General features: G+C 67.1%; 26 protein-coding genes and 1 tRNA gene. 10 read left to right on the top strand and 17 right to left on the bottom strand.

What is annotated here, in order from left to right; genetic code table 11:
* The first annotated feature begins 38 nt into the window (after positions 1 to 38).
* A complete protein-coding gene (locus tag P0Y50_09975) occupies positions 39 to 1025 on the top strand; it encodes a hypothetical protein (GenBank protein ID WEK38876.1) in 987 nt (328 codons plus the stop codon).
* Between the two features lie 63 nt (positions 1026 to 1088).
* Here the strand turns inward: P0Y50_09975 and P0Y50_09970 are convergent, their stop codons facing one another.
* Positions 1089 to 2522, bottom strand: coding sequence for a hypothetical protein (locus P0Y50_09970; protein WEK38875.1), 1434 nt, complete (start codon positions 2520 to 2522; stop codon positions 1089 to 1091).
* A gap of 73 nt (positions 2523 to 2595) precedes the next feature.
* Positions 2596 to 3585, bottom strand: coding sequence for a WYL domain-containing protein (locus P0Y50_09965; protein ID WEK38874.1), 990 nt, complete (start codon positions 3583 to 3585; stop codon positions 2596 to 2598).
* Positions 3586 to 3677: 92 nt separating this feature from the next.
* Here P0Y50_09965 and P0Y50_09960 point away from each other — a divergent pair, with 92 nt between their 5' ends.
* A complete protein-coding gene (locus P0Y50_09960; GenBank protein WEK38873.1) occupies positions 3678 to 3902 on the top strand; it encodes a hypothetical protein in 225 nt (74 codons plus the stop codon).
* A gap of 4 nt (positions 3903 to 3906) precedes the next feature.
* Here the strand turns inward: P0Y50_09960 and P0Y50_09955 are convergent, their stop codons facing one another.
* The 9 genes from P0Y50_09955 to P0Y50_09915 all read right to left on the bottom strand — a co-directional run bounded on the left by P0Y50_09955 (position 3907) and on the right by P0Y50_09915 (position 11227).
* Positions 3907 to 4965 carry an acyltransferase gene (locus P0Y50_09955; protein ID WEK38872.1) on the bottom strand — a complete coding sequence of 353 codons (1059 nt, stop codon included), beginning with the start codon at positions 4963 to 4965 and terminating at the stop codon, positions 3907 to 3909.
* Positions 4966 to 5055: 90 nt separating this feature from the next.
* A complete protein-coding gene (locus P0Y50_09950; protein ID WEK38871.1) occupies positions 5056 to 5490 on the bottom strand; it encodes a hypothetical protein in 435 nt (144 codons plus the stop codon).
* Positions 5487 to 6908 (bottom strand): NAD(P)(+) transhydrogenase (Re/Si-specific) subunit beta, encoded by a 1422-nt coding sequence (locus tag P0Y50_09945; protein WEK38870.1) that lies wholly within the window; start codon positions 6906 to 6908, stop codon positions 5487 to 5489. The genes P0Y50_09950 and P0Y50_09945 overlap by 4 nt, the downstream gene beginning before the upstream one ends.
* Positions 6909 to 6921: 13 nt before the next feature.
* Positions 6922 to 7188, bottom strand: coding sequence for a hypothetical protein (locus P0Y50_09940; protein WEK38869.1), 267 nt, complete (start codon positions 7186 to 7188; stop codon positions 6922 to 6924).
* Positions 7185 to 7457 carry a hypothetical protein gene (locus tag P0Y50_09935; protein WEK38868.1) on the bottom strand — a complete coding sequence of 91 codons (273 nt, stop codon included), beginning with the start codon at positions 7455 to 7457 and terminating at the stop codon, positions 7185 to 7187. Before P0Y50_09935 ends, P0Y50_09940 begins: the two co-directional genes overlap by 4 nt.
* A 14-nt stretch (positions 7458 to 7471) precedes the next feature.
* Positions 7472 to 7807: an NAD(P) transhydrogenase subunit alpha gene (locus P0Y50_09930; GenBank protein WEK38867.1), complete on the bottom strand. Its 336-nt coding sequence runs from the start codon at positions 7805 to 7807 to the stop codon at positions 7472 to 7474.
* Positions 7807 to 8946, bottom strand: coding sequence for a Re/Si-specific NAD(P)(+) transhydrogenase subunit alpha (locus P0Y50_09925; protein ID WEK38866.1), 1140 nt, complete (start codon positions 8944 to 8946; stop codon positions 7807 to 7809). The genes P0Y50_09930 and P0Y50_09925 overlap by 1 nt, the downstream gene beginning before the upstream one ends.
* A 135-nt stretch (positions 8947 to 9081) precedes the next feature.
* Positions 9082 to 9354 carry an aa3-type cytochrome c oxidase subunit IV gene (locus P0Y50_09920; GenBank protein ID WEK38865.1) on the bottom strand — a complete coding sequence of 91 codons (273 nt, stop codon included), beginning with the start codon at positions 9352 to 9354 and terminating at the stop codon, positions 9082 to 9084.
* 79 nt (positions 9355 to 9433) lie between these two features.
* Positions 9434 to 11227 (bottom strand): M3 family oligoendopeptidase, encoded by a 1794-nt coding sequence (locus P0Y50_09915; protein WEK38864.1) that lies wholly within the window; start codon positions 11225 to 11227, stop codon positions 9434 to 9436.
* 86 nt (positions 11228 to 11313) lie between these two features.
* Here P0Y50_09915 and P0Y50_09910 point away from each other — a divergent pair, with 86 nt between their 5' ends.
* Both P0Y50_09910 and P0Y50_09905 read left to right on the top strand, forming a co-directional pair.
* Positions 11314 to 11784, top strand: coding sequence for a DUF1203 domain-containing protein (locus P0Y50_09910; protein WEK38863.1), 471 nt, complete (start codon positions 11314 to 11316; stop codon positions 11782 to 11784).
* Positions 11785 to 11996: 212 nt separating this feature from the next.
* Entirely contained in the window at positions 11997 to 13448 is a 1452-nt protein-coding gene (locus P0Y50_09905) for a sigma-54 dependent transcriptional regulator (GenBank protein ID WEK38862.1), read from the top strand.
* On the opposite strand, the gene P0Y50_09900 is transcribed toward P0Y50_09905, so the two are convergent.
* The 5 genes from P0Y50_09900 to P0Y50_09880 form a co-directional block, all read right to left on the bottom strand.
* The gene (locus tag P0Y50_09900; protein ID WEK38861.1) at positions 13427 to 14026 is read right to left on the bottom strand and encodes a DUF805 domain-containing protein; all 600 of its coding nucleotides are present in this window, start codon (positions 14024 to 14026) and stop codon (positions 13427 to 13429) included. The two genes, P0Y50_09905 and P0Y50_09900, sit on opposite strands and share 22 nt — an antisense overlap.
* Positions 14026 to 14382: a hypothetical protein gene (locus P0Y50_09895; GenBank protein ID WEK38860.1), complete on the bottom strand. Its 357-nt coding sequence runs from the start codon at positions 14380 to 14382 to the stop codon at positions 14026 to 14028. Before P0Y50_09895 ends, P0Y50_09900 begins: the two co-directional genes overlap by 1 nt.
* A gap of 12 nt (positions 14383 to 14394) precedes the next feature.
* A complete protein-coding gene (locus P0Y50_09890; GenBank protein ID WEK38859.1) occupies positions 14395 to 14670 on the bottom strand; it encodes a DUF2312 domain-containing protein in 276 nt (91 codons plus the stop codon).
* Between the two features lie 157 nt (positions 14671 to 14827).
* A complete protein-coding gene (gene ykgO, locus P0Y50_09885) occupies positions 14828 to 14953 on the bottom strand; it encodes a type B 50S ribosomal protein L36 (GenBank protein WEK38858.1) in 126 nt (41 codons plus the stop codon).
* Between the two features lie 240 nt (positions 14954 to 15193).
* Positions 15194 to 15270: transfer RNA gene (locus P0Y50_09880), tRNA-Ala, on the bottom strand.
* A gap of 184 nt (positions 15271 to 15454) precedes the next feature.
* Between P0Y50_09880 and P0Y50_09875 the strand changes: the two genes are divergently transcribed.
* Positions 15455 to 16738, top strand: a complete 1284-nt coding sequence (locus P0Y50_09875; protein ID WEK38857.1) for a lytic murein transglycosylase — start codon at positions 15455 to 15457, stop codon at positions 16736 to 16738.
* A gap of 157 nt (positions 16739 to 16895) precedes the next feature.
* Here the strand turns inward: P0Y50_09875 and cysS are convergent, their stop codons facing one another.
* On the bottom strand, positions 16896 to 18347 hold the full coding sequence (cysS, locus tag P0Y50_09870) for a cysteine--tRNA ligase (protein ID WEK38856.1): 1452 nt from the start codon (positions 18345 to 18347) through the stop codon (positions 16896 to 16898).
* Positions 18348 to 18478: 131 nt separating this feature from the next.
* On the opposite strand from cysS, the gene folE reads away from it, so the two are divergent.
* The 5 genes from folE to P0Y50_09845 all read left to right on the top strand — a co-directional run bounded on the left by folE (position 18479) and on the right by P0Y50_09845 (position 22994).
* The gene (folE, locus tag P0Y50_09865) at positions 18479 to 19105 is read left to right on the top strand and encodes a GTP cyclohydrolase I FolE (protein WEK38855.1); all 627 of its coding nucleotides are present in this window, start codon (positions 18479 to 18481) and stop codon (positions 19103 to 19105) included.
* Positions 19106 to 19274: 169 nt separating this feature from the next.
* Positions 19275 to 19709, top strand: coding sequence for a biopolymer transporter ExbD (locus P0Y50_09860; GenBank protein ID WEK38854.1), 435 nt, complete (start codon positions 19275 to 19277; stop codon positions 19707 to 19709).
* A gap of 143 nt (positions 19710 to 19852) precedes the next feature.
* Positions 19853 to 21685 carry a gamma-glutamyltransferase family protein gene (locus P0Y50_09855; GenBank protein ID WEK38853.1) on the top strand — a complete coding sequence of 611 codons (1833 nt, stop codon included), beginning with the start codon at positions 19853 to 19855 and terminating at the stop codon, positions 21683 to 21685.
* 239 nt (positions 21686 to 21924) lie between these two features.
* Complete coding sequence (locus P0Y50_09850; GenBank protein WEK38852.1) at positions 21925 to 22650, top strand: SPFH domain-containing protein; 726 nt, start codon at positions 21925 to 21927, stop codon at positions 22648 to 22650.
* Positions 22647 to 22994, top strand: coding sequence for an MmcQ/YjbR family DNA-binding protein (locus tag P0Y50_09845; GenBank protein WEK38851.1), 348 nt, complete (start codon positions 22647 to 22649; stop codon positions 22992 to 22994). The genes P0Y50_09850 and P0Y50_09845 overlap by 4 nt, the downstream gene beginning before the upstream one ends.
* The last annotated feature ends 49 nt before the right edge of the window (positions 22995 to 23043 follow it).

The following is a 23043-nucleotide window of genomic DNA, read 5'->3' as shown; positions in this document are numbered from 1 at the left end:
TCGTCATGCCCGCCAACAAAGCCAAAAAGGGTCGCCCCATGCGCGCCATTCTGATCGCCGCCGCCCTGTTGACCTCGACGGCGCCCGCCGCCCTGGCTCAGCAGGCCGCTGCGCCCGCCGCCGCAGCAGCGCCTGCACCTGCGCCGGCCAACGCCTTCGAACGGGATCGCCAGTCGATCCTGGCCCAGGCGGGCCAGTACCGCGTCCACTTCGACATGCGCGAGAATGTCAGCTTCCGCGCCGACTACGACCCGCTGGAGGAGAAGCTGTCCGGGGGCAGCGAGATCGTGCGCGTCGTCTATGACAAGGGCGACAAGATCAGTCTGCAGCACATCCTGGTCATGGAACATGAAGGCCAGACCATCGTGGTCAAACACTGGCGCCAGGACTGGGCCTATCAGCCTGCAACCGTCCTGACCTATGCGGGGCCGAGCCAGTGGACGCTGACGCCGGTTCCGGCGGATCAACGCGCCGGCGCCTGGTCCCAGACGGTGTGGCAGACCGACGATTCGCCCCGCTATGGCGGGGTGGGCCATTGGACCTATGACAACGGCCTGTCGGCCTGGACGTCGAACCCGACCTGGCGGCCGCTGGCCCGCCGGGACGCCGTGCGCAACCCGGTCTATGACCGCTATCTGGGCACGAACCGCCACATCCTGAAGCCGGACGGCTGGGTCCATATCCAGGACAATATGAAGATGTCGGGCAAGGCCGGCGGCGAACCCATCGCCATCGTCCAGGAAGACGTCATCAACACCTATGACCGCACCACCGGCTACTCCCCACGGGCGGGCGACGAGTATTGGGCCAAGACGCAGGGCTTCTGGGCCGCCGTTCGCGACGCCTGGGACGCAGCCGTCGCGGCGCATGACGGCATCCATCTGGAAGAGGTCGGAGACACCGGCTCCGTCACCGGCACGCCCCTGATGGACCTGGCGCAAGAGGTCGCGGACGGAAAGACCGCCGAGGCCGCCGCCATCGCCCAGGCGCGCAGCTTGATCGAACAGGCCACGACACCCCGCTGACCCTCCCCCTCAGCGCGGCTGACTGCAGCGGCGGCCGGATGACCGGCCGCCGTTTTTTTATCATCAGCTCAGAACGACCCGACCATTCTCCATGCGGAAGGCCACGCCCGTGCGCTGAAACAGGCGAGCGATCACGGCGGACGGATCGCCCGCGCCCTGGTCCAGCAACCGCTCAACGTCGCCGCGCAGCGAGGGATCGCGCGATACACGGGTCAGGCCGCTCAGCCATTCCTCGCGGCTCAGAACACCGTCGGGCTGGCGCAGCAGCGGCTTCAGAAAGTCGAACCAGTCGCCGCCCGTCCGCTGGCGTTGCGCGCCCTCGGCCGCCAGGGCGAAGACGGCGCCGCACGCATAATAGGCGCGGTGTTCGCCGCGCTCGCCGGCCTGGGCCACCGGCTTGGTCGCCAGATTCACACAGTCATCCACCTCCGACTGCAACTCCTTGCGGTCGTCATAGGTCGTGTCCAGATGCTTCAGCGCCCGCACCGCCATCAGGTCGGCGCCGCCCTCGGTGATCCAGGCCTCGTCGGCGAACTGATAGCGGACGGTCTGACCCAGCCAGAAATGCGCGGCCTCATGGCCGATGAACCAGCGTGACCGCTCGCGCACCTCGGGCTGAGCCGTGGTCACGCCTCGTCCCTCGAACGACATGACGATCAGGCCGGGCAGGACACTGCCGCTCATGCTGGTCATCCGCTCGGTCGGACCGTTCCACGCCACCATGACGATCGGCGTGTCGCCGCCGGAGCCGGGCGCACCCAGACGCGCACTATAATATTGGCCGACACGCGGCGCGAAATCGCGGATCTCCTCACCGATCCACGGCGGCAGGTTCGGATCGATCACGGTCGACAGCCCCTCGCCCGCCGTCACTGTCGCCTCGCCCAATAAGACATAGCTGCGCTCGTCGATCGTGGTCAGGGCCTCCCGTCGGCGACCATTGAACAGCACCGGCCCGCTGTCGTCGCGCCAGGTCACCCTCGAGGGTCCGCCATCCAGCGTCACGCGGTTCAGGTCGTCCGGCATCTCCTGCGCCGCCTGCACCGACGGCAGGGCGAAGACATCCAGTTGCCGCGTCGGCAAGGCGACGGCCCCGTTCGAGAACACCAGAGTCCGATATTCGGCCTCCAGATCCACCGCCTTCGGCTGGACCCGGAAACGCACGTCGCGTGGCACGGGGCCGCCGTCGGTGCTGCGGAGGATGTCGTAATAGCCGCGTCGCTCCATCACCACGCCCGGCGTCTGGACCGTCCACTGCCGGGGACGCCAGGGCTGACGCGAATCCGTTTCCAGCGCCGAATCTCTGAAGGCCCAGACCATCACGTCGCGTCCGAAACGATAGTCGATGGTCAGATGGTCGGCGTCGCGGGTCACCGTCACCTGGGGTCCGCTTTCGTCTTGAACGGCAGGCCGCGCCGTCATCGGCCCTGCAGCGCAGGCGCCGCTCATCAGAACGGCGGTCAGGACAGCGGATGAAGCGAAGGCGTGGGCGCGCAAGGGCGATCTCCTGAAGATACGGTCGGCGCAAAGCCTAGCCGTCGTCAACGCGCCGCGTCAGCTTACGGTTTCGTCAGGTTCCGGCCCGTTCGAGAGCGCGCCCCGCAGCCGCGATCTCGCCGGCCATGACGGCCTTCAGCCGCTCGGGCGCCAGGATCGACGCCTGTTCGCCCCAGGTGAACAGGTGCCACGCCAGTTCCCGCATCCCCGAGGCGCGAAACCGCACGATGACGCCGCCGTCGGCCTGATCCTCGAAGCTCTGTGTCGGGTGCCAGCGCCACCCCCGGGCCTCGGCCGCGCCTTCCGGGGCGATGCGGATGACCACATCCTCGATCTCGTCCTGATAGATGCCGAACGACTGGCTGGCGAAGACCGCCAGGTCGAAATCGGCGGGCGGGACGGCCAGGCCGTCCTGCGGCGCGACATGGCTCATCCGGTCCAGACGGAAGGTCTGGATGCGGCCGGTCTCGCGGTCGGCGGCGACCAGATAGTTGGCCCGCCCGAACATGACGCCGCAGGGCGCCACGCTGCGCCGACGCGGCTCGGCCCCCGGTCGGGAATAGGTGAAGCCCAGCGGCTGCTGCGCCAAGACGGCTCCGCGAATGGCCGTCAGCATGGCCTCGTCCGCCGAGGGGCGCGGGCCGGCCTGAACAGCGATGGTCTCGGCCCGCACCAGGGCCTCCAGATCCGGCGCCATCCGGTTCAGGGTGGTGGACCGCATCGCCGCCTTCAGCTTGCGCTCCAGGGCCTCCAGCGCCGCCGCACGCGCGGGTTCGCCCGCCGCGCGCAGGGCGGACGCCGCCTTGGTCAGCTCCAGCATCTCGGTGGCCGTCGGCGCCTGCTCGAACGCCGACAGGCCGCCACGAATGCGCCAGCGCTTGGACGGCGGATCGGAAACCTCCTCGGCCTGGGGGAACAACATCAGCACGGCGTCGCGCATCCGTTCGGCGGTGCGGCGGCCCGTGCGCATGTCGCGCGCCATCTCGTCCAGCGACAGCCCCTCGGCGCTGGCGGCCATCCGCCGCGCCAGCTCGATCACCATGGCCGCCTTGTCGTGTCTCACCGCGTTTCCTGAATGCTACGTCCGTTTCTGACGCAACAGTGGTGCAAAACATCATCATCGACAAGAGGCCCCCGCTTCCAGGAGATCGTCACATGGCCCGCTTTCAACCGACCGTCGCCGTCAACGCCAGCCGCTACATCATCGTGCCCTGCGAGGCGGACGGATCGTCCGACCTGGCGGTGATCTGGGACCGACTGGAGGAACAGGTGGTCGACGTCATCTCGGCCGCCGCCAGCCATCGCTATTCCGACGAGGATCTGCTGTGGGACGAAGGCCGCGCCGCCGAGGCCGCGCCCGAATGGCGGATGGCCGCCTGATCGTTCAGGCCGTCTTGGGCTTGGTCCAGCGGTCGATCATCCGCTGGGCCGGCTGTTCGACCAGCCGGTGCGCGACCACGGCGACCGCGACGATCAGGCCGAACATGGCGATGGCGAACAGGTCGTTCAGCCATACCGAGCCGAAGTCGATGCGCCGACCGTTCGGCAGCCAGTGCAGCTTTCGCCCGACGATCAGCATGACCGTCAGCAGGAACATATGGACCATGTAGATGGCGAAGGACCACCGCCCCAGCGTCACCAGCGCCGGCCGGTCCAGCAGCCGCGACACGGCCCCGTCCTCGCCCGCGAAGACCCAGACCAGCAGGACGAAGACCAGGGTGACGGCCACCGTGATCGGCCCCGTCGCCCAGCCGATGAAGACGCAGGCCGCGATCACTGCGGCGATCTCCAGCCCCGTGGCCGCTGCGCCTTTCAGCCGTGGAATACGGCTCCACAGGCCCTGAAGCAGACAGCCCAGGAAGAAGCCATAGACGGCGCGCGGCACGGCGAAGTCGAACGTCGTATTCATCCAGCGCCGGGCGTAGGTCAGAACCAGCAGGCCGCCTATGATCGCCAGGACCAGGCCGATCCAGCGGAACCGCCGGGGCGCGATCAGCACCAGTCCGGCGAAGATCATATAGCAGGCCCATTCCGCGCTCAGCGTCCAGGCCGGTCCGTTCCAGGTCAGATAGGGATGGACATGCCAGGCCTGGATCAGCGCCAGATTGGTGAAGATGGCCTCGACCGAGCGATCACGCGTGAACGGCGCCGCCCCGTCGAAATGAAAGACCAGCCGCGCCAGCTCCAACCCCACGAAGGCGCCCAGCATCAGCAGATGCAACGGCCAGATCCGCCCGAACCGGCGCACCATGAACCGCCCCGCGTCCCGTCCCGACTTCAGGCGCTCGCCATAGGCATGGGCGATGACGAAGCCCGACAGCACGAAGAAATAGTCCACGAACAGATAGGCGTGCTGGATGAAACCCCAGTCCCGCCAGTGACTGGCCACCGGCATATGGAACATCACCACCAGAATGGCGCAGACCCCGCGCAGGGAGTCCAAGGCTTCAAATCGCTGATGTCCGACCGTCTTCACGAGCGCGTGATATCGGGTCTGAAAGCGTTGCGATAGAGGGCTTGAGCGGCGGCGCTGCTAGGGTGCGGGAGTCACGCGGGCGACGGTCGCCTCGCGCCAGGCGCCGTCGCGATACTGGATGCGTAATCCCCCCGACCAGGGGACCTTCGCCATCAGGTTTGTGGTCCGTCCCTTTCCGAAAATCTCATAGGACGCATCGGCGCTCAGAGGCGTCGGCGGCGACTCGACGAGAAATCCGCGCGGCGTCTCGCCATAGACGATCTGGCCAACCCTCGCACATCGCACGCCAACCGCGCGCAAGGTCCACAGGGACTGCCCAGGCGCGGCGACGTCGCGGACGTCAAGATAATCCACGCAAGCCTCGCGGCCGTCATAGAACCCCACCACGGGTCGGTCCAATCCGCCGGAAATCGTCAGGCTCATCATGGCGGAACAGGCCGCGACGGCGAAAACCGCCACAAAGACCGCGAGCTTGGGAAGCGAAGCCTTCACAGCCCCTTCACGATCCCCTCGACCATCTTCTTGGCGTCGGCGAACAGCATCATGGTGTTGTCGCGGAAGAAAAGCTCGTTCTCCACGCCCGCATAGCCTGACCCCATGCCGCGCTTGATGAACAGGACGGTTCCCGCCTTCTCCACGTCCAGGATCGGCATGCCGTAGATGGCGGACGTCGGGTCGGTCTTGGCCGCCGGATTGGTCACGTCATTGGCGCCGATGACGAAGGCGACGTCGGCGGTGGCGAACTCGGCATTGATGTCCTCCAGCTCGAACACCTCGTCATAGGGGACATTGGCCTCGGCCAGCAGAACGTTCATGTGGCCCGGCATCCGGCCCGCGACGGGGTGGATGGCGTATTTCACCTCGACGCCCTCTTCCTTCAGCTTGTCGGCCATTTCGCGCAGGGCGTGCTGGGCCTGGGCCACCGCCATGCCGTATCCGGGCACGATGATGACCTTGGAGGCGTTCTTCATGATGAAGGCCGCGTCCTCCGCCGAGCCCTGTTTGACGGGGCGCGTCTCCTTGGCGCCGGCAGGACCCGCCGCCGCATCGCCGCCGCCGAACCCGCCCAGGATGACCGAGATGAAGCTGCGGTTCATGCCCTTGCACATGATGTAGGACAGGATCGCCCCTGACGACCCGACCAGGGCGCCGGTGATGATCAGGGCGATGTTCTCCAGCGTGAAGCCCAGGGCCGCCGCGGCCCAGCCGGAATAGGAGTTCAGCATCGACACCACGACGGGCATGTCGGCGCCGCCGATGGGGATGATCAGGGTCGCGCCCAGGATCAGCGCGATCAGGAAGACGCCCCAGAACGCCCAGGTCGCCGCGCCGGCCGTGCCGATCAGAATACCGATCAGGAAGACCAGACCCAGCGCCAGGCCGACGTTGATCAGGTGCCGCGCGGGCAGGATGATCGGCGCGCCCGACATATTGCCGTTCAGCTTGGCAAAGGCGATGACCGAGCCGGTGAAGGTGATGGCCCCGATGGCCACGCCGAGCGACAGTTCGATGATCGACAGGGTCTTGATGCCCGCGCCGTCGTCGGACAGGATTCCGAACGCCTCGGGCGCATAGATGGCCCCTATGGCGACCAGACAGGCGGCCATGCCGACCAGGCTGTGGAAGGCGGCGACCAGTTGCGGCATGTCGGTCATGGCGACCCGCTTGGCGATCAACGCCCCCGCGCCCCCGCCGACGATGACGCCGCCCGTGATCAGGGCCAGGGTCACGGGGTCCAGCGCCCCGGTCGTGCCCAGCGTCAACAGGGTCACGCCGATGGCCAGGGCCATGCCGATCATGCCAAAGGTATTGCCCTGACGGCTGGTCTCGGGGCTGGACAGCCCCCGCAGCGACAGAATGAACAGGACACCCGAAACCAGATAGGCCAGTGCGGCCAGCGATGCGTTCATCACGCCCCTCCCCTCAAGACGTGCGCGCCAGCCGCCACAGGGCGGCGGCGATGAACAATGGACCAATGAAGAACAGGGCCCATTCGAAAACCCCCAGCGGCCGGTCCTGCGTCACCACGCGGACCAGAATGGCCGAAAAAACCAGGGCGATGCCGCAGTCGTGCAACCGCTGGCGCTTGATCGGAACCTTGGTCCCGAACCAGCCGTACAGCCACAGGCCGAACCCGACGCCGGTGGCGATCCACGATCCGGTGACGGCGATCTGGGCGGCGTCGGTCATGCCGCTGGCCAGAATGTCAGACGCCGCTCACGCGCGGCCTTCACCCCATAATAGAGGGCGGCAAGCGCACTGAAGGCGAAGATGCCGGCAATCAACCGATCCCCCGCCAGAAAGAAACGATAGGTCTGCCAAAGCCACAGCCCACCGACGACGGGATAGCTGAGCAGTCCTGCCGCCAGAAACAGCCAGCGTCGCGCGGGCGCATCCGTCCGTACGCCGACAGCCGCCAGCAAGACTGCTGCGAACATCGAAAGGGCGGCCGTCGTCATGATCCACCCCGTGGTCATTTCGACACCTGCGGCGCGGACCGCTCCTTCTTCTTGTACATGGCCAGCATCCGGCGCGTGACCATGAAGCCGCCGAAGATGTTGACGCTGGCCAGGGTGACGGCGACGACGCCGGCGCCCTTGGCGATCCAGGCGCTGGGGCCGGTCGCATCGCCCGACACGGCCGCCGCCGCGATCAGGCCGCCGACGATGATGACGCTGGAAATGGCGTTGGTCACGGCCATCAGAGGCGTGTGCAGCGCAGGCGTCACCGACCAGACGACATAATAGCCGACGAAGATCGCCAGCACGAAGATGGCCAGGCGGAAGACGGTGGGATCGACGTGTTCCATCAGTTTGTTCCCTTCAGACCTTCATGCACGACAGCCCCGCCGTGGGTGACGACCGACGCCTTCAGGATTTCATCCTCCAGATCGACGTTCAGCGCGCCGTCCTTGACCATCAGCCCGACGAAGGCGGTCAGGTTGCGGGCGTACAGGGCGCTGGCGTCGGCGGCGATGCGGCCGGGCAGGTTGGACCAGCCGACGATGGTGACGCCGTTCGGGGTGGTCACGACCTCGTTCAGTTTCGAGCCTTCGACATTGCCGCCCGCCTCGACCGCCAGATCGACGATGACCGATCCGGGCTTCATCGAGGCGACGTGGGCGGCGGTCAGCAGGATGGGCGCGGCGCGGCCGGGGATCAGGGCGGTGGTGACGACCACGTCCTGCTTGACGATGTGGGTGGCGGTCAGTTCGGCCTGTTTGGCCTGGTATTCGGCCGACATGGGCTTGGCGTAGCCGCCGGCGGTCTGGGCGTTCTTGAACTCCTCGTCCTCGACGGCCAGGAATTTGGCGCCCAGCGATTCCACCTGTTCCTTGGTGGCGGGACGGACGTCGGTGGCGGTGACCACGGCGCCCAGACGCCGCGCGGTGGCGATGGCCTGCAGCCCCGCGACGCCCACGCCCATGATGAAACATTTGGCGGCGGCGACGGTGCCGGCCGCCGTCATCATCATCGGGAAACCCTTGCCATAGGCGTTGGCCGCCTCGATCACCGCGCGGTATCCGGCCAGGTTCGCCTGTGACGACAACACATCCATCACCTGGGCGCGGGTGATGCGCGGCACGAACTCCATGGCGAAGGCGGTGGCGTTGGCGCCGGTCAGGGCCTCGACCGCCGCCTTGTCGCGCCAGGCGTCCAGCATGGCGATGACGATGGCGCCGGGCTTCAGCGCGCTGGTTTCCTGGGCTGTGGGGCCGCGCACCTTCAGCACGATGTCGGCCCCGTCCAGCACCGCGCGTGTGTCCGGCTTCACCACCGCGCCGGCGGCGACATAGTCCGCGTCGGCGATGGATGATCCAAAGCCCGTTCCGGCCTCGACCGTGACGGTCGCGCCCAGAGCGATCAATTTCTTGACCGTCTCGGGCGTGACGGCGCAGCGCGTCTCGCCTTCGCGGCGCTCCCGAGTGACGGCGATAGAGACAGCCAAGCGAATCCCCTCGTTCTTGTGGTTGAACAAAGGTTAGGCCGTTCTGGCGCAAGCCGTCAAAGCACGGTTATGCCAAAGCTTGGCGAGACCCGGCGATTTCCGTCCGCGAAAGACGCGAACGGCGCACGGGATCGATCAGTGTGCGGCGTCAGGCTTGGACTTCAAGGCCACAAAGCCCACCCCGCCCAGGACGATGGCGCCCAGGGCCGCCATCATGAAGCTGCCGCCCGGATGGAACCACAGCGTCAGGAAGACCAGCAGCACGGCGATGGCCAGACTGCCCCATTTGGCCAGGGTCAGGAACAGGCGGTAGGTCGAGATCTGCTCACGCACCTCCATATGGCCGCGCATATAGCTGTGTGCGTCGGCGTCCGCAGGACCTGTGGCGGTGTGGTCGTGGTCGGCCATGGCGTCTTCCCCTCGTCGTTCGTTGTGCGGGACTATACCGACGCCGTCGCGCGGCTCAAGCCCGGCTGGTCAGCCGTATTCAGCCCAGGGCCTCGAACTGATCCACCAGCCGTTCCAGACGCTGGCAACCCACGCTCCAGAAGGCCGGTTCGCGTGGGTCCAGGCCGAACGGCTTAAGCGCCTCGACATAGGTCCTTGACCCACCCCCGGCCAGCAGCTGGCGATACAGCGGCGTAAAACCCGTCGGATCGCCGCGCCGCGCCTCCATCAAGGCCGCCACCAGCAGATCGCCGAAGGCATAGGCATAGACGTAGAAGGGCGAGTGGACGAAGTGGCTGACATAGGCCCACCAGTGTTCGTAGCCGGGGTTCAGCTTGACCGCCGGCCCCAGCGAGGCGCCCATCTCCTCCAGCCACAACTGGTTGATGCGCGGCTGCGACACCTCGCCCTTCAGCCGCTCGTCGTGGAATCGCGTCTCGAACCTGTGGAAGGCGATCTGGCGGACGACGGTGTTCAGCCCGTCCTCGATGCGGCCCGCCAGCAGACCGCGCTGCTCGGCCTTGGGCGCGGTGGCCAGCAACCGGTCGAAGGTCAACCCCTCGGCGAAGATCGAGGCCGTCTCGGCCAGGGTCAGCGGCGTGTCGGCCAGAAGCGTGCCCTGATCCGCCGCCAGCGTCTGGTGGACGCCGTGACCCAGTTCGTGCGCCAGGGTCAGGACGTCGCGCCGCTCGCCCATCCAGTTCAGGAAGACGTAAGGGTGGCGGTCGGCGGTGACGGGGTGGGCATAGGCCCCCGACTGCTTGCCCGCCCGCGCCCGGCCGTCGATCCACGGTCTGTCGAAGAAGCCCCCGGCCCGCTCGGCGAACTCACCGCCCAGGTCCGAGAAACTGTCCAGCACGATTTCGCGCCCCTGGCTCCAGGTGAAGGCGCGTGGGGCGGTGGTCTCGATGGGCGCGTTGCGGTCCCAGTGATCCAGCCGCGTCTTGCCCATCGCCTTGGCCTTCAGCGCATAATAGCGGTGCGACAGGCGCGGATAGGCGGCGGCGACGGCCTCGGCCATGGCGTCGACCGCCTCACCGTCAACCTCATTGCCCAGATGCCGGCTGTCGGCGGGACGTTTGAAGCCGCGCCAGCGATCCTCCATCGCCTTGTCGGCGGCGACGGTGTTCAGCACCAGCGCCAGGGTCGGCGCGCGGGCCGCCAGGGCTTCCGACAGCCCCTCGGCGGCGGCCTTGCGACGCGCCGGCTTGGCGTCCGACAGACGGTTCAGCGCCTCGGCCAGCGTCAGGTTCTCGCTGCCAGCCTTTGCGCGCAAGGCGGCCAGCTGCTCGTCGAACAGGCGCGGCCATTGGGCCGTGATCGGGCCGCGCTCGGCGATGAAGGTCTCAAGCTCGGCCGACAGTTCGTGCGGCTTCATCGCCCGCACCCGACGCAGCCACGGCCGCCAGCGCGCGGCGCCCGCGTGGGCGGCCAGCGCCGCCTCCAGCCGCGCGTCGTCGATCTGGTTGATCTCCAGCGTCAGCCAGACGGTGGGGGTGGCGATGGCGGTGATCTTCTCGCGCACATCCGCCTCGAACCCCTGAGCGGCCGCATCGTCGCGCGCGGTCGAGGCCGACAGAAAGGCGTAGGCGCCCAGCGCCCCCAGCACGTCCGAAGCCTGCTCATAAAGCCCGACAGCCTGGTCAAGCCGCGCCCCGAGAGCGCCCGCATCCGCCTCTGCGGCCAGTCGCCCCTGCAACGCGTTCAGGGCGTCGACCAATCCCCTGGCCTTTTCCAGATCCGCGCCGACCCGCGCATCGTCGCGCGATGCATAGAGGTCGGTCAGGTCCCACAGCGGGGCTTCGGCGTTCGGCGTCTTGAAGGGCGCGTTCATGGTTTATGTTTTGGAGACTGCCCGCCACAGATGCAACGTCCGAAAGACGCCAGACCCATTTCGGCGCGTGCTCTACATCCAGGTTCATGACCTGGCGCATTCGATCCCTCCCCTTCACTCCGTTCGAACCGATGTTCGCGCTCGACGACGCCGCCCTATCGGCGCAGGGCGCGCGTCGCATGACGGCGACCCACGCTCACGCCGCGCCCTGCAGGGTCAGTCTGACCGACGCGGCCGTCGGCGAAACACTGCTTCTGACGAACCGCCCGCACATCGACGACCCCGCCTCCCCCTATCGCGGCGCCGGCCCGATCTTCGTTCGCGAGGGGGCGCTTCGCGCCCATCCTGAGCCTGGCGATGCGCCGGACATGCTGACGCGTCGACTGCTGTCGGTTCGCGCCTATGACGCCGACTGGATGATGGTCGAGGCCGATGTGGTGGACGGCGCGCGATTGAGCGAGCAGCTCGATGCCTGGTTCACCCGGGCGGATGTGCGCGAAATCCATGTGCACACGGCCAGGCGCGGTTGCTACATGGCGGCGGTCGAGCGTTGCTGAGACCCTTCGCCTGACGTGGAGAGCCTTGCCATCCCGCGTTAGACCGGCTCCATCGCCGATCAGACGCATCAGGCTATCGGGTGCGACGCCGCCGACCGAGGTTAACGCGACGCTCACCACGCCCTCTCACCCGATTTTCACCTCGCCGGCCTAGAAATCGTCCCGAAACGATCCATCCCGACAGGATGGGCGAAAGCGCAAGGGACTGCTCCATGGCCAAGACCATACTGGTCGTCGACGACGATCCGACCCAGCGCCGGCTGATCCAGGCGGTGCTGGAACGGGACGGATACGCCGTCGTCCATGCGGCGAGCGGCGGCGAGGCCATCGACCGGATGACGCAGGGCGGCGGGGCGGACCTGATCCTGCTGGACATGGTGATGCCCGAGATGTCGGGCCTGGAATGCCTGGCCGAACTGCGCAGCGCGGGCGTCGCCGAGCCGGTGATCGTGCTGACCGCCAATGGCGGCATCGACATGGTGGTCAAGGCCATGCAGGCCGGGGCCCAGGACTTCTTCGTCAAGCCGGTGGGGCCGGAACGGCTGTTGATCGGGGTGCGCAACGCCCTGCAGATGAAGCGGCTGACGGCCGAGGTCGGGCGCCTGACCAAGCGCGCCCAGGGCCGCACCAGTTTCGACGACATCGTGGGCGACAGCGCGCCGATGCGGATGGTCAAGGCGCTGGGCGCCCGCGCCGCCAAATCCTCGATCCCCGTCCTGATCACCGGCGAGAGCGGCGTCGGCAAGGAGGTCATCGCCCGCGCCCTGCATGGCGCCAGCGACCGGGCCGGCAAGCCTTTCGTGGCCGTCAACTGCGGCGCCCTGCCCGCCAATCTGATCGAATCCATCCTGTTCGGACACGAGAAGGGCGCCTTCACCGGCGCGGTCGACAAGACCCTGGGCAAGTTCCGCGAGGCGGACGGCGGCACCCTGTTCCTGGACGAGATCGGCGAACTGCCGCTGGACATGCAGGTCAAGCTGCTGCGCGCCCTTCAGGAAGGCGAGATCGACCCGGTCGGCGGCAAGCGCCCGGTCAAGATCGACGTCCGCATCGTCTCGGCGACCAATCGCGACCCGGCCCAGCAGGTCAAGGACGGCGCCTTCCGCGAAGACCTGTTCTATCGCCTGAACGTCTTCCCGATCGAGGCCCCGTCGCTGCGCGACCGCCGCGAGGACATTGCGGCCCTGGTCGACCATTTCATCGCCCGCTTCAACGCCGAGGAGGGCAAGCGGATCGCCGGCTGCGCGCCCGAGACCCTGGCCCTGCTGCAGGGGTTCGACTGGCCCGGCAATGTGCGCCAGCTGGAGAATGCGGTGTTCCGCGCCATCGTGCTGGCCGACGCGCCCTTCCTGCAACCGCACGATTTCCCTGCCATCTCGGGCGTCGCCGCCCCCATGCCGGACGCCAGCCCCCTTCACGCCGCAACGTTCGCCAACGCTCAGACCGAAGCGGCGGGCGGCGGCGAGCAACCGATCCGAATCCTGGACGACCGCGGCCATCTGCGGACGCTGGAAGAGATCGAGCGCGACCTGATCCAGCACGCCATCGAGGTCTATGCCGGCCACATGAGCGAGATCGCACGGCGCCTCGGCATCGGCCGCTCGACCCTGTACCGCAAGGTCCGAGAACAGGGCCTGGAAGGTCAGTTGAAAGAGGCGGGCTGAGATCGTGTCGGCGGCGCGCCGTAACGGTTCGGCGTCTTTTTGCTATCGAGCACAAGCAGAATGATGAGACCGATCAGACTGGCCATATAGAGCAGGTTGTTGAGGAACAACAACATGAACAGGCCAATGTCCGGCGCCTCCTGCGCCATGAACCTCGTCATCACGACGGGAAAGGCGGTCAAGCCGATCATCAGGAAAACGGCGGGCGGAAGCGCCCAATAGCCTGGCCTGCCGACATCATGAAGACGACGCGTCACGGCGGCGGCCAACAGGATGACGGTCACTGCTGCGCCTATCCTCACGACGGCGAAGAACGGCCCCATGTCCGGCATGAACGACGCATCGTGAATCTCGACGGAATAGCGACCTGGACTGCTGACAACCGTGGCCGCCTCGGGATTTGTCGCTGCTAGCGTCGATGCCTGTTCAAATACGGCGTTCATCGTCGGGATCATGCCCAGCCACAGCCCGACGAAGGACAGTCCGACCACGGTCAAGGCATAGGGCCAGAAATGGGATCGCCTGTCCCGCCCCTTGAAATCCATCAGGCGTCGGAAGCCCGTTAATATGGCGCGCATCAATCTTCCCCCGTTGTGTCCCCGTCATCCTGAGGTCGATTCGAGCCTGCCGTCTCGCCGCGTCCCCACCGGCGCCTGGGTTGTTCGCCCTTCGCCTTGGCGGTGATCTCCTTCAGCTTGCGGCCCTGCATGGCGGACAGGGCCTGGCCCGGCGCGCCTTTTTCGGGGTCCGCGAAGGCGCGGCCGTGGGTTTTCACCCGCTCGCCGACCGAATCGAGGAACTCACCTTCCCATTCAGACAGCGAAACGCCCGCCTGCTCTGCCGAGCGGCGGGCGCGTTTCAAGGCGTTCAAGGCCGCGCGCTGGGCGGCCTTGCGCTGGGCTTCAAAGGGGCTTGGCGGCGGTTTTCGCTTCAAGCCCAGTCAGCCTCAGATCTCGCCCAGAGCCGACATATAGAGGTCCAGAATGGCGTCCTCTTCCTGGCGTTTGGCCTTGTCCTGTTTGCGGATGCGGATGACCTTGCGCAGGATCTTGACGTCATAGCCCTCGCCCTTGGCCTCGGCGAAGACCTCCTTCATGTCGGTCATGACGGCCTGCTTGTCCTCTTCGAGGCGTTCCAGCCGCTCGATGATGGTGCGCAGGCGCCCTTGCGCCGTCGAGGTGAGAACGTCGGGACCACCGTCGAACGAAGCGTCGTCAGCCATGGGGAGTACTCCAGAAATCAGGCGCGGACGCTAACCATGCCGGGACGCACGGCTCAACCGCGAACACGAAAAAGGCCGCGGACAAAATCCGCAGCCTGTGGATCGTCAGCAAGACGCTGCACGCGCGCCGCCAGAAGCGACGCGCAGGCCCGTCCGCTTAGCCCTGCTTGGCCTTGAAGCGCGGGTCGGTCTTGTTGATGACGAAGACGACGCCCTTGCGACGCACGACCTTGCAGTCGCGGTGGCGGGTCTTCAGGGACTTGAGCGAGCTACGGACCTTCATGGTCGGACGTCCTGAGAGAAACCAATAAGAAAGCCGCTGACCCGGTCGGATCGCGGCGGAGGCGGTCGTATAGAGAGAGGGGTTCGGAACGTCAACCCGCCAAAGGCCGAAACCGCATAAAACCCAGGCCCCGCCTGCTCAGGCGCCATACTTCAGCACCGTGCTCAAGCAGCCCAAAGGGCGGCAGCACGCTCAAATCCGTGCTCAAGCAGCCCAAAGGGCGGTAGCACACAAAAAAACTGGAGGCCTGACCTCCGAATCGAACGGAGGGTTTACGGGGTTGCACGCCCGTTGCGTCGCCACTCCGCCATCAGGCCGTCAGAGGACGGTGCGATGATAGGCCGCAGGCATTAAGGCGTCGACCAAAAACACAGTTAACGACGCCGACGCGCGAATGACAAGGCAACGCTTTCGCCTCAAAGGCGCTTTATGGGGCCGTGAACCCGGCATTCGCGCGGATGTCATTTCACGGCTGACCCTGGGGGCCCTAGTTTGAATCTCATGCGCTTTTCCTACCGCCTTCTTCTGATCGGCTGCGTTTCAGCCTGTGCGCCCATGCTGCCCGAGCCACAGGTCGCCCTGCCGACGCACCAGCCCCCGCCGCAACCGGGGACGCCGGACACGACCCCCGCCCCCACGCCGCAGGCGCCGCCGCTGGCCGCCTATGACCAGCAGGGTTTCGAAGGCTGGAAACAGGGGTTCCTGGCGCGCAAGGGCGGCGCCCGCCGCGCCGACTACGCCCGCGAGCTGGAGGGTCTGACGCCCGACCCCACCGTGGTGCGGCTGGATCGGAACCAGCCCGAGTTCTCCAAGCCCGCCGGGGCCTATATCCAGAACGCCGTGACCTCGGTGCGGATCGCCCAGGCCAAGCAGCGGATCGACCGCGTGCCGTGGTCGGTGGTTCAGCGATTCGGCGTGCCCAGCGAAATCCTGGTCGGCGTCTGGGCCCAGGAGAGCGCCTTCGGTCAGGTGCAGGGCGATTACGACGTGATCCGTTCGCTGGCCACCCTGGCCTATGACGGACGCCGCCGCGACTGGGCCGAAGGCCAGTTGAAGGATGCGCTGGACATCGTCGTGGACGGCCGGCGCGACCGCTCGGGCCTGAAGGGCAGCTGGGCCGGGGCCATGGGCCAGACCCAGTTCATGCCCGACAACTATCTGCGTCTCGGCGTGGATCAGGACGGCGACGGCAAGGTGGACATCTGGGGCGACGACGCCGACGCCCTGGCCTCGGCCGCCAATCTCCTGGCCCAGGCCGGATGGAAGCGCGGCCAGGGCTGGGGCTATGAAATCGTCCTGCCCTCGGGCTTCGACTATGCCGAGGCGGAGGGGCCGAAACACAACTGGGCCTATTGGGCGGCCAAGGGCGTGCGTCTGGCGCAGGGCGGAACGCCGAACGGGGCCGAGGCGCTGGAAGAGGCGACCATCCTGTTGCCGCAGGGGGCGAATGGACCGGCCTTCCTGGCCCTGCCGAACCACTATGTCATCCGCCGCTACAACAACTCGGTCAGCTATGCGCTGGCGATCGGCCTGACGGCGGACGGGATCATGGGCAAGCCCGCCCTGTCCAAGACCTGGCCCAATGATCCATCCATGTCACGCGACCAGCGGATCGGGGCGCAACGGGCGCTGACCAGGCTGGGGTATGACACCCAGGGCGTGGACGGGGTGATCGGATCGAACACCCGCGCGGCCCTGCGTCGCTGGCAGATCGCCACGGGCCGGGTCGCCGACGGCTATCTGACGCCGACCCTGGCGGACGAGCTGATTCGCCGGGCGGGGTAAGGGCGTCCGTCTCCTCCCCATGTCATGGGGAGGTGGCTCGGAGCGCAGCGGAGAGACGGAGGGGCCGTCCGCCGCATCGCAGGCGACTGTGGGGCGTCAAAAGCCCCTCCACCGCTTCGCGGTCCCCCTCCCCACAGGTGGGGAGGAGACGATAGGCTTACCCCTTCATCCGCCACGTGGCGCCGTCCGGGCCGTCCATGACGATGACGTTCAGGGCGTTCAGGCGGTCGCGGATACGGTCGGCCTCGGGCCAGTCCTTGGCGGCGCGGGCGGCGGCGCGTTGGTCCAGCAAAGCTTCGACCTCGGCCTTCAGGGCGGGATCGCCGCCCTCGAACCAGACATCCGGCGTCAGGGCCAGCACGCCCAGCAGGCCGGCGGCTTCGGCCAGGCTCCAGCGGGCCATGGCGATGTCGTTGATGTCGGCCTCGGCGTCGTTCAGCAGGTCGCGCAGGGCGGCGCCGAGACCGAACAGCTGGGCGATGGCGCCTGGCGTGTTGAGGTCGTCCTCAAGCGCGTCCAGCACCGGATTGAGGGCGTTCTCGGCCAGTTCCCTCTCGGCCTCGTCCAGGGTGGCCGCGTCGAAGTCGGCCAGGGCGGCGTCAGCGTCGCGCAGCACGCCGTACAGGCGGTCCAGGTTCTTGCGGCTCTGATCCAGCAGGCCCTGGTTCCAGTCCAGGGGCTGGCGATAGTGGGCCGACAACAGCGCCCAGCGGACGACCTCGCCCGGCATGGCCTGAACCAGGTCGTGCAGCAGCAGGACGTTGCCGACCGACTTGGACATCTTCTCGGCGTCCACGGTCAGGAAGCCGTTGTGCATCCAGTAGCGGGCGTATTCGTCATGGGCGTTGTCGCCGTGGGCATGGCCGTGGGCGCAGACCCCTTGCGCGATCTCGTTCTCATGGTGGGGGAAGACCAGGTCGATGCCGCCGCCGTGGATGTCGATGGGCAGGCCCAGGTTCTGCTCGATCATGGCCGAGCATTCGATGTGCCAGCCGGGGCGTCCCTCCCCCCAGGGCGAAGGCCAGGACGGCTCGTCCGCCTTGGACGGCTTCCACAGGACGAAGTCCTGAGGGTTCTTCTTATAGGGGGCGACCTCGACGCGGGCGCCGGCGATCATGTCATCCAGATTCCGCCCCGACAGGGCGCCGTAAGCCTTGTAGGACGAGACATCGAACAGGACGTGCCCCTCGGCGGCATAGGCGCAGCCCGCATCCACGATGGCCTGGATCTGGGCGACGATGGCGGGGATATGGTCGGTGACGTGGGGGGCGATGTCGGGCGGCGACACGTTCAGCAGGCCCATGTCGGCCAGATAGGCGGCCTCGTAGCGGGCGGTGACTTCTCCGATGGGCACGCCTTCACGCGCGGCCTTCTGATTGATCTTGTCATCCACGTCGGTGACGTTGCGGGCATAGATCACATGGTCGGCGCCATAGGTCCGGCGCAGCAGCCGCACCAGCACGTCGAACACCACCGGCGGACGCGCATTGCCGATATGGGCGTAGTCATAGACGGTCGGGCCGCAGACATAGAGGGTCACACGATCCTTGTTCCGGGGTTCGAACAGGCGCTTTTCACGGCGCAGGGTGTCGTGGATGTGCAGCGGCATTGAATAAGTCTTCAGCGGGTTTTCTTGCGGGACGGAGGGTCCGTCCCATATAGCGGCCTGATATACAGTCCCGATGGATTGTAGAAGGTAAACCGGGCGACACCGCCCGCCCCGGCCGGAAAATCGAGTTCATGAGCGTCATCCCCGCCAAGCCCGTCCTCGTCGCCGACGCACCCAAGTCCGCTGATGTTGCACGTCCGTCGCGCGAACAGGCGCTGGAGGCGGTGCGGACCCTGATCGCCTGGGCCGGCGATAATCCCGAACGCCCGGGCCTGGTGGATACGCCAAAGCGGGTCGTGGACGCTTATGGCGAATGGTTCGACGGCTACGACGCCGATGCGGCCAAGGAACTGAGCCGGACGTTCGAGGACGTGACGGGATACGACGACATGGTCATCCTGCGCGACATCGAGGTGGAGAGCCATTGCGAGCACCACATGGCCCCCTTCCTGGGCAAGGCCTATGTCGCCTATCTGCCCGGCGAGAAGGTGGTGGGGATCTCCAAGCTGGCGCGCGTGGTCGAGATCTATGCGCGGCGCCTGCAGAATCAGGAAACTCTGACCAACGACATCATCGACGCCATCGAATCGCACCTGCAGCCGCGCGGCGTGGCGGTGATGCTGGACGCCGAACACCAGTGCATGACCACGCGCGGGGTGCATCACCGGCATGTTTCGACCATCACCACCCGCTTCACCGGCGCCTTCAAGGATGATCCTGCCCTGATGGACCGTTTTCTGAAGCTGGCGAAGGCCTGAGGCGGGCGGCGACGGGGGACTGTCGCGTATAATTGACGTTCGGGAACGGCGGATCGTTTAGAACCGCTTTACAAGCGCGCATCGGGACGCCAAGAACCGATCAAGCTTTCGGGCGATCCATAGGGAAATGCCGGCGCGGATTGCAGCCGGTCAGTAACGGAGACGATGCATGGCTGCGAAGATCGGCGGTTCCGGCGGGGACAAGCACACGATCGAACAGACGGCGGATATCAACATCACGCCGTTCATCGACATTCTGCTGGTGCTGATGATCATCTTCATGGTCGCCGCGCCGATGGCGACCGTCTCCATCCGTCTGGACCTGCCGCCGGCGCAGCCGCCGGTGAACCCGACCAAGGAAAAGGAGCCGGTGTACATCACCATCCAGGAAAACGGTCAGCTGTTCCTGTCGGACAAGCAAACCTCGATCGACAACCTGCCCACCGACGTCTGCACCGCCCTGGGCGGCGGCGCCTGCCAGGAAGAACGCGTGTTCGTCCGCGCCCAGCCGGAAGTGAAGTACAAGCAGTTCATGGAAGTCATGAACAAGATGCAGGAGAACGGCTTCTTCAAGGTCGGCCTGCTGAACGAAGACATCAGCTAAGCGCACGCTCAGTCGAAACGATCAGGGCCGCGTTCCGAAAGGGACGCGGCCCTTTTCTTTGCCCGGCGGCTGGGCGGATTGGGGCTTGCCGGATCGGCCCCACACCCCCTTGATGGCGCATCGGTTGTTCGAGGAGTTCGCCCATGCGTCGTCGCACCTTCCTGTCCGCCCTGCCCGTCGGGGTGCTGGCGGCGAACACGGCCCAGGCGCAGCAGCCGAGCGCCACCCCCGTTTCGCCCTCCCCCGTTCCGCCCTCCCCTGCCCAACCGGCCGACCCTTACGCAGGGATCGGCATCGGCGACCGGATCAGCGGGCCGAAGTTCATGGGACGCTCGACCGTCTGGGGCGCGAACGGGGCGGCGGCGACGGCCCATCCGGCCGCCACTCTGATCGGTATCGACACCTTGAGGCGCGGCGGATCGGCCATCGACGCGGCCATCGCCATAAACGCCGCCCTGGGTTTTCTGGAGCCGACGGCCAACGGCATCGGCGGCGACGCCTATTGCCTGATGTGGGACCCGAAACAGCGGAAGGTCGTGGGCCTGAACGGCTCGGGCGCCAGTCCGCGCGGGCTGAGCCTGGAAACCGCGCGGCCCAGGGCCATCGACGGCTATCTGCCCCGCTATGGCGCCGTGACGGTGAACGTGCCCGGCGCGGTCGACGCCTGGTGGAGCGCGCACCAGCGGTATGGAAAACTGCCGTGGAAGGAGGTGCTGCTGCCGGTCGCCGAGCTGTGCGAACAGGGCGCGCCCGTGCCCCAGGTCATCGCCTACTATCTGGAACGCAACATGGCCGCCTTCGACCGGGGCCGGATTCCGATCGAGGAAAACGACAACCGCAAACGCATCTGGGCCGCCGGCGGGGCGACGCCAAAGGTGGGCGAGATGTTCGCCAACCCCTGGCTGGGCAAGACGCTGCGGATGATCGCCGAGGGCGGACGCGACGCCTTCTACGACGGCCCCATCGCCGACAGCATCGAGGCCTATTTCAAGCGGATCGGCGGCTGGATGACCCGCGCCGACATGGCCGCCCACCACACCGAATGGGTCGAGCCGATCCAGACCAACTATCGCGGCGTGGACGTCTTCGGCCTGGGGCCGAATACGCAGGGGCTGTCGACCAACCAGATCCTGAACATCTGCGAACAGTTCGATCTGAAGGCCATGGGGTTCCAGTCCGCCGCCTCGCTGCACGTCCAGGCCGAGGCCAAGCGGCTGGCGTTCGAGGACCGGGCCCGCTGGTTCGCCGATGAGCGATTCTCGAAGACCCCGGTCGAATGGCTGAACTCCAAGGCCTATGCCGCCGAACGCGCCAGGCTGATCCGACCCGACCGGGTCATGGACCGCGTCATGCCGGGCGACGCCCCGCACCATGGCGACACCACCTATTTCAGCGTCGCCGACAGCGACGGGATGATGGTCAGCTGGATTCAGTCCAACTATCGCGGCATGGGATCGGGCCTGGCGCCGGACGACGGGTCGGCGCCGCTGGGCTTCATGTTCCAGGATCGGGGCGAACTGTTCGCCCTGACCGACGGCCATCCGAACCTCTATGCGCCGGGCAAGCGGCCGTTCCAGACCATCATTCCCGGTTTCGCGGTCAAGGACGGCGAGCCGTGGATGGCGTTCGGCGTCATGGGCGGCGCCATGCAGCCCCAGGGCCAGGCTCAGATCATCATCAATATGGTCGATTACGGGCTGGAGCCGCAGGCGGCGGGCGACGCCCCGCGCTGGCAGCACTATGGCTCGTCCGAACCGACCGGCCAGCCGCAGGAGGGGACCGGGGTGCTGCATCTGGAAAGCGGCGTGCCCGAGGCGACCAAGGCCCATCTGCGCGCCATGGGCTGGACCCTGGGCGAACCGGACGGCGGGTTCGGCGGCTATCAGAACGTGATGAAACAGATGAACCCCGGCGGCCGCTGGACCTATGGGGCGGCGACCGAGATGCGCAAGGACGGCGTCGCCCTGGCCTATTGAAGACTGGACGCCCGGGCGGTCGGCGCTAAGGTGAGGCGGGGCTTTCGCCCTGTCAGAGGCCATCTCGGCGCGACGCCCGGTCACGGGCGCGGTCAGCCGCAAAGGGGCGGCCTCCCCGTGTTTGGCACAAGAAGGACGCCCGGCGCCGGCCGAAAGGCAAGCCGTGGTCGGGCCATGCGGGCTTCGGGCCCCCGCCCTGCCGCCGCGGCGCCGGGCGTCTGTGTCGCAGGAGACGATGAATGGGCCAGATGGCGATCTATGTCCCGATCCTGATGGCCCTCGCGGTCCTGATCGGCGCGGCCGTGCTGGGCCGTTTTCGGCGCGTGCGGGTCAACAGCTGGGAGCGGACGGCGGTCTATGTGGACGGGGCGTTCGACCGTCTGCTGGCGCCGGGGGTGCATCGGCTGTGGACAGGCCAGGGCCGGCTGACGCTGGCGCCCGTCACCCTGGACCAGCAGGTGCGGTCGGTGCGGGCCGATGTCCTGTCCGCTGAGCGGATGCCGCTGCGCCTGACCGCCTCGGTCCTGTTCCGCATCGAGAACGCCGAGCTTTCGCTGCGCGAGCCGGTCGAGCCGCGCCTCGATCTGGCGGTCCAGTCGGCCCTGATCCGTCTGGCGGCCGAGACGCCGCTGGAGACCCTGCTGGCCCAGGCGCCGGAGACGGCGGACGCCCTGGGCGCGCGGGCGGGCGAGACGGTGGGCGCCGCACGGATCGAGCGGGTCGAGATCGCCGCCGTCACCCTGCCCCCCGAGGTTCGACGCCTGCTGAGCGATGTCGAGCGGGCGCGGCTGGACGGGCTGGCGGCGCTGGAACGCGCCCGCAGCGAACAGGCCGCCCTGCGCGCCCTGGCCAATGCGGCGCGTCTGCTGAAGGACAATCCCGAACTGGCACAGCTGCGGTTGTTGCAGACAGCCGAAAACGCCAAGGCCGCGACCATCGTCATCGGCGACGCCCCCCGTCCATGACCCGCGAAGAGGTCCGCGCCCTTGTGCTGTCGTTTCCGGGCGCGGAGGACGGCCTGTCCTATCGCGAGCCGTCGTTCAAGGTCAGGGGCAGGTTCTTCACCTGGATGCGGCCCGCTCTGGACGACAGCATCGTGGTTCATCTGGATAATCTGGACGAACGCGACCTGTTGATCGAGATGGATCCGACCACCTTTCACTTCACCGACCACTATCGCGACCACGCCATCGTACTGGCGCGGATCGCCACGGTAGACCCCGTCTGGCTGAAGGCGGCGCTGGAGAAGCGCTGGCGCAGGGTCGCCCCCAGGGCCCTGACAAAGGCCGTCGAGACAGGCTTGACCTGACGCAAGGGAAACACGGCACAGTCCGTTTACAATAACAACGGACGAGGGC

Origin of the sequence: Candidatus Brevundimonas colombiensis (genome assembly GCA_029202665.1) — a bacterium.
In the GTDB taxonomy this organism is placed as follows: Bacteria; Pseudomonadota; Alphaproteobacteria; order Caulobacterales; family Caulobacteraceae; genus Brevundimonas; species Brevundimonas colombiensis.
Note: the sequence above shows the minus strand (reverse complement) of the source record. Positions and strands in the feature narration are given on the sequence as shown.

Coding starts and splice junctions, on each gene's coding strand:
- ykgO (WEK38858.1), bottom strand. CDS start 14,953: ATGAAGGTCCGTAGCTCGCTCAAGTCCCTGAAGACCCGCCACCGCGAC.
- P0Y50_09845 (WEK38851.1), top strand. CDS start 22,647: ATGACCCGCGAAGAGGTCCGCGCCCTTGTGCTGTCGTTTCCGGGCGCG.
- P0Y50_09935 (WEK38868.1), bottom strand. CDS start 7,457: ATGACGACGGCCGCCCTTTCGATGTTCGCAGCAGTCTTGCTGGCGGCT.
- P0Y50_09850 (WEK38852.1), top strand. CDS start 21,925: ATGGGCCAGATGGCGATCTATGTCCCGATCCTGATGGCCCTCGCGGTC.
- P0Y50_09900 (WEK38861.1), bottom strand. CDS start 14,026: ATGCGCGCCATATTAACGGGCTTCCGACGCCTGATGGATTTCAAGGGG.
- P0Y50_09910 (WEK38863.1), top strand. CDS start 11,314: ATGACCTGGCGCATTCGATCCCTCCCCTTCACTCCGTTCGAACCGATG.
- P0Y50_09940 (WEK38869.1), bottom strand. CDS start 7,188: ATGACCGACGCCGCCCAGATCGCCGTCACCGGATCGTGGATCGCCACC.
- P0Y50_09930 (WEK38867.1), bottom strand. CDS start 7,807: ATGGAACACGTCGATCCCACCGTCTTCCGCCTGGCCATCTTCGTGCTG.
- P0Y50_09905 (WEK38862.1), top strand. CDS start 11,997: ATGGCCAAGACCATACTGGTCGTCGACGACGATCCGACCCAGCGCCGG.
- P0Y50_09890 (WEK38859.1), bottom strand. CDS start 14,670: ATGGCTGACGACGCTTCGTTCGACGGTGGTCCCGACGTTCTCACCTCG.
- P0Y50_09860 (WEK38854.1), top strand. CDS start 19,275: ATGGCTGCGAAGATCGGCGGTTCCGGCGGGGACAAGCACACGATCGAA.
- P0Y50_09960 (WEK38873.1), top strand. CDS start 3,678: ATGGCCCGCTTTCAACCGACCGTCGCCGTCAACGCCAGCCGCTACATC.
- P0Y50_09920 (WEK38865.1), bottom strand. CDS start 9,354: ATGGCCGACCACGACCACACCGCCACAGGTCCTGCGGACGCCGACGCA.
- folE (WEK38855.1), top strand. CDS start 18,479: ATGAGCGTCATCCCCGCCAAGCCCGTCCTCGTCGCCGACGCACCCAAG.
- P0Y50_09945 (WEK38870.1), bottom strand. CDS start 6,908: ATGAACGCATCGCTGGCCGCACTGGCCTATCTGGTTTCGGGTGTCCTG.
- cysS (WEK38856.1), bottom strand. CDS start 18,347: ATGCCGCTGCACATCCACGACACCCTGCGCCGTGAAAAGCGCCTGTTC.
- P0Y50_09975 (WEK38876.1), top strand. CDS start 39: ATGCGCGCCATTCTGATCGCCGCCGCCCTGTTGACCTCGACGGCGCCC.
- P0Y50_09915 (WEK38864.1), bottom strand. CDS start 11,227: ATGAACGCGCCCTTCAAGACGCCGAACGCCGAAGCCCCGCTGTGGGAC.
- P0Y50_09875 (WEK38857.1), top strand. CDS start 15,455: ATGCGCTTTTCCTACCGCCTTCTTCTGATCGGCTGCGTTTCAGCCTGT.
- P0Y50_09855 (WEK38853.1), top strand. CDS start 19,853: ATGCGTCGTCGCACCTTCCTGTCCGCCCTGCCCGTCGGGGTGCTGGCG.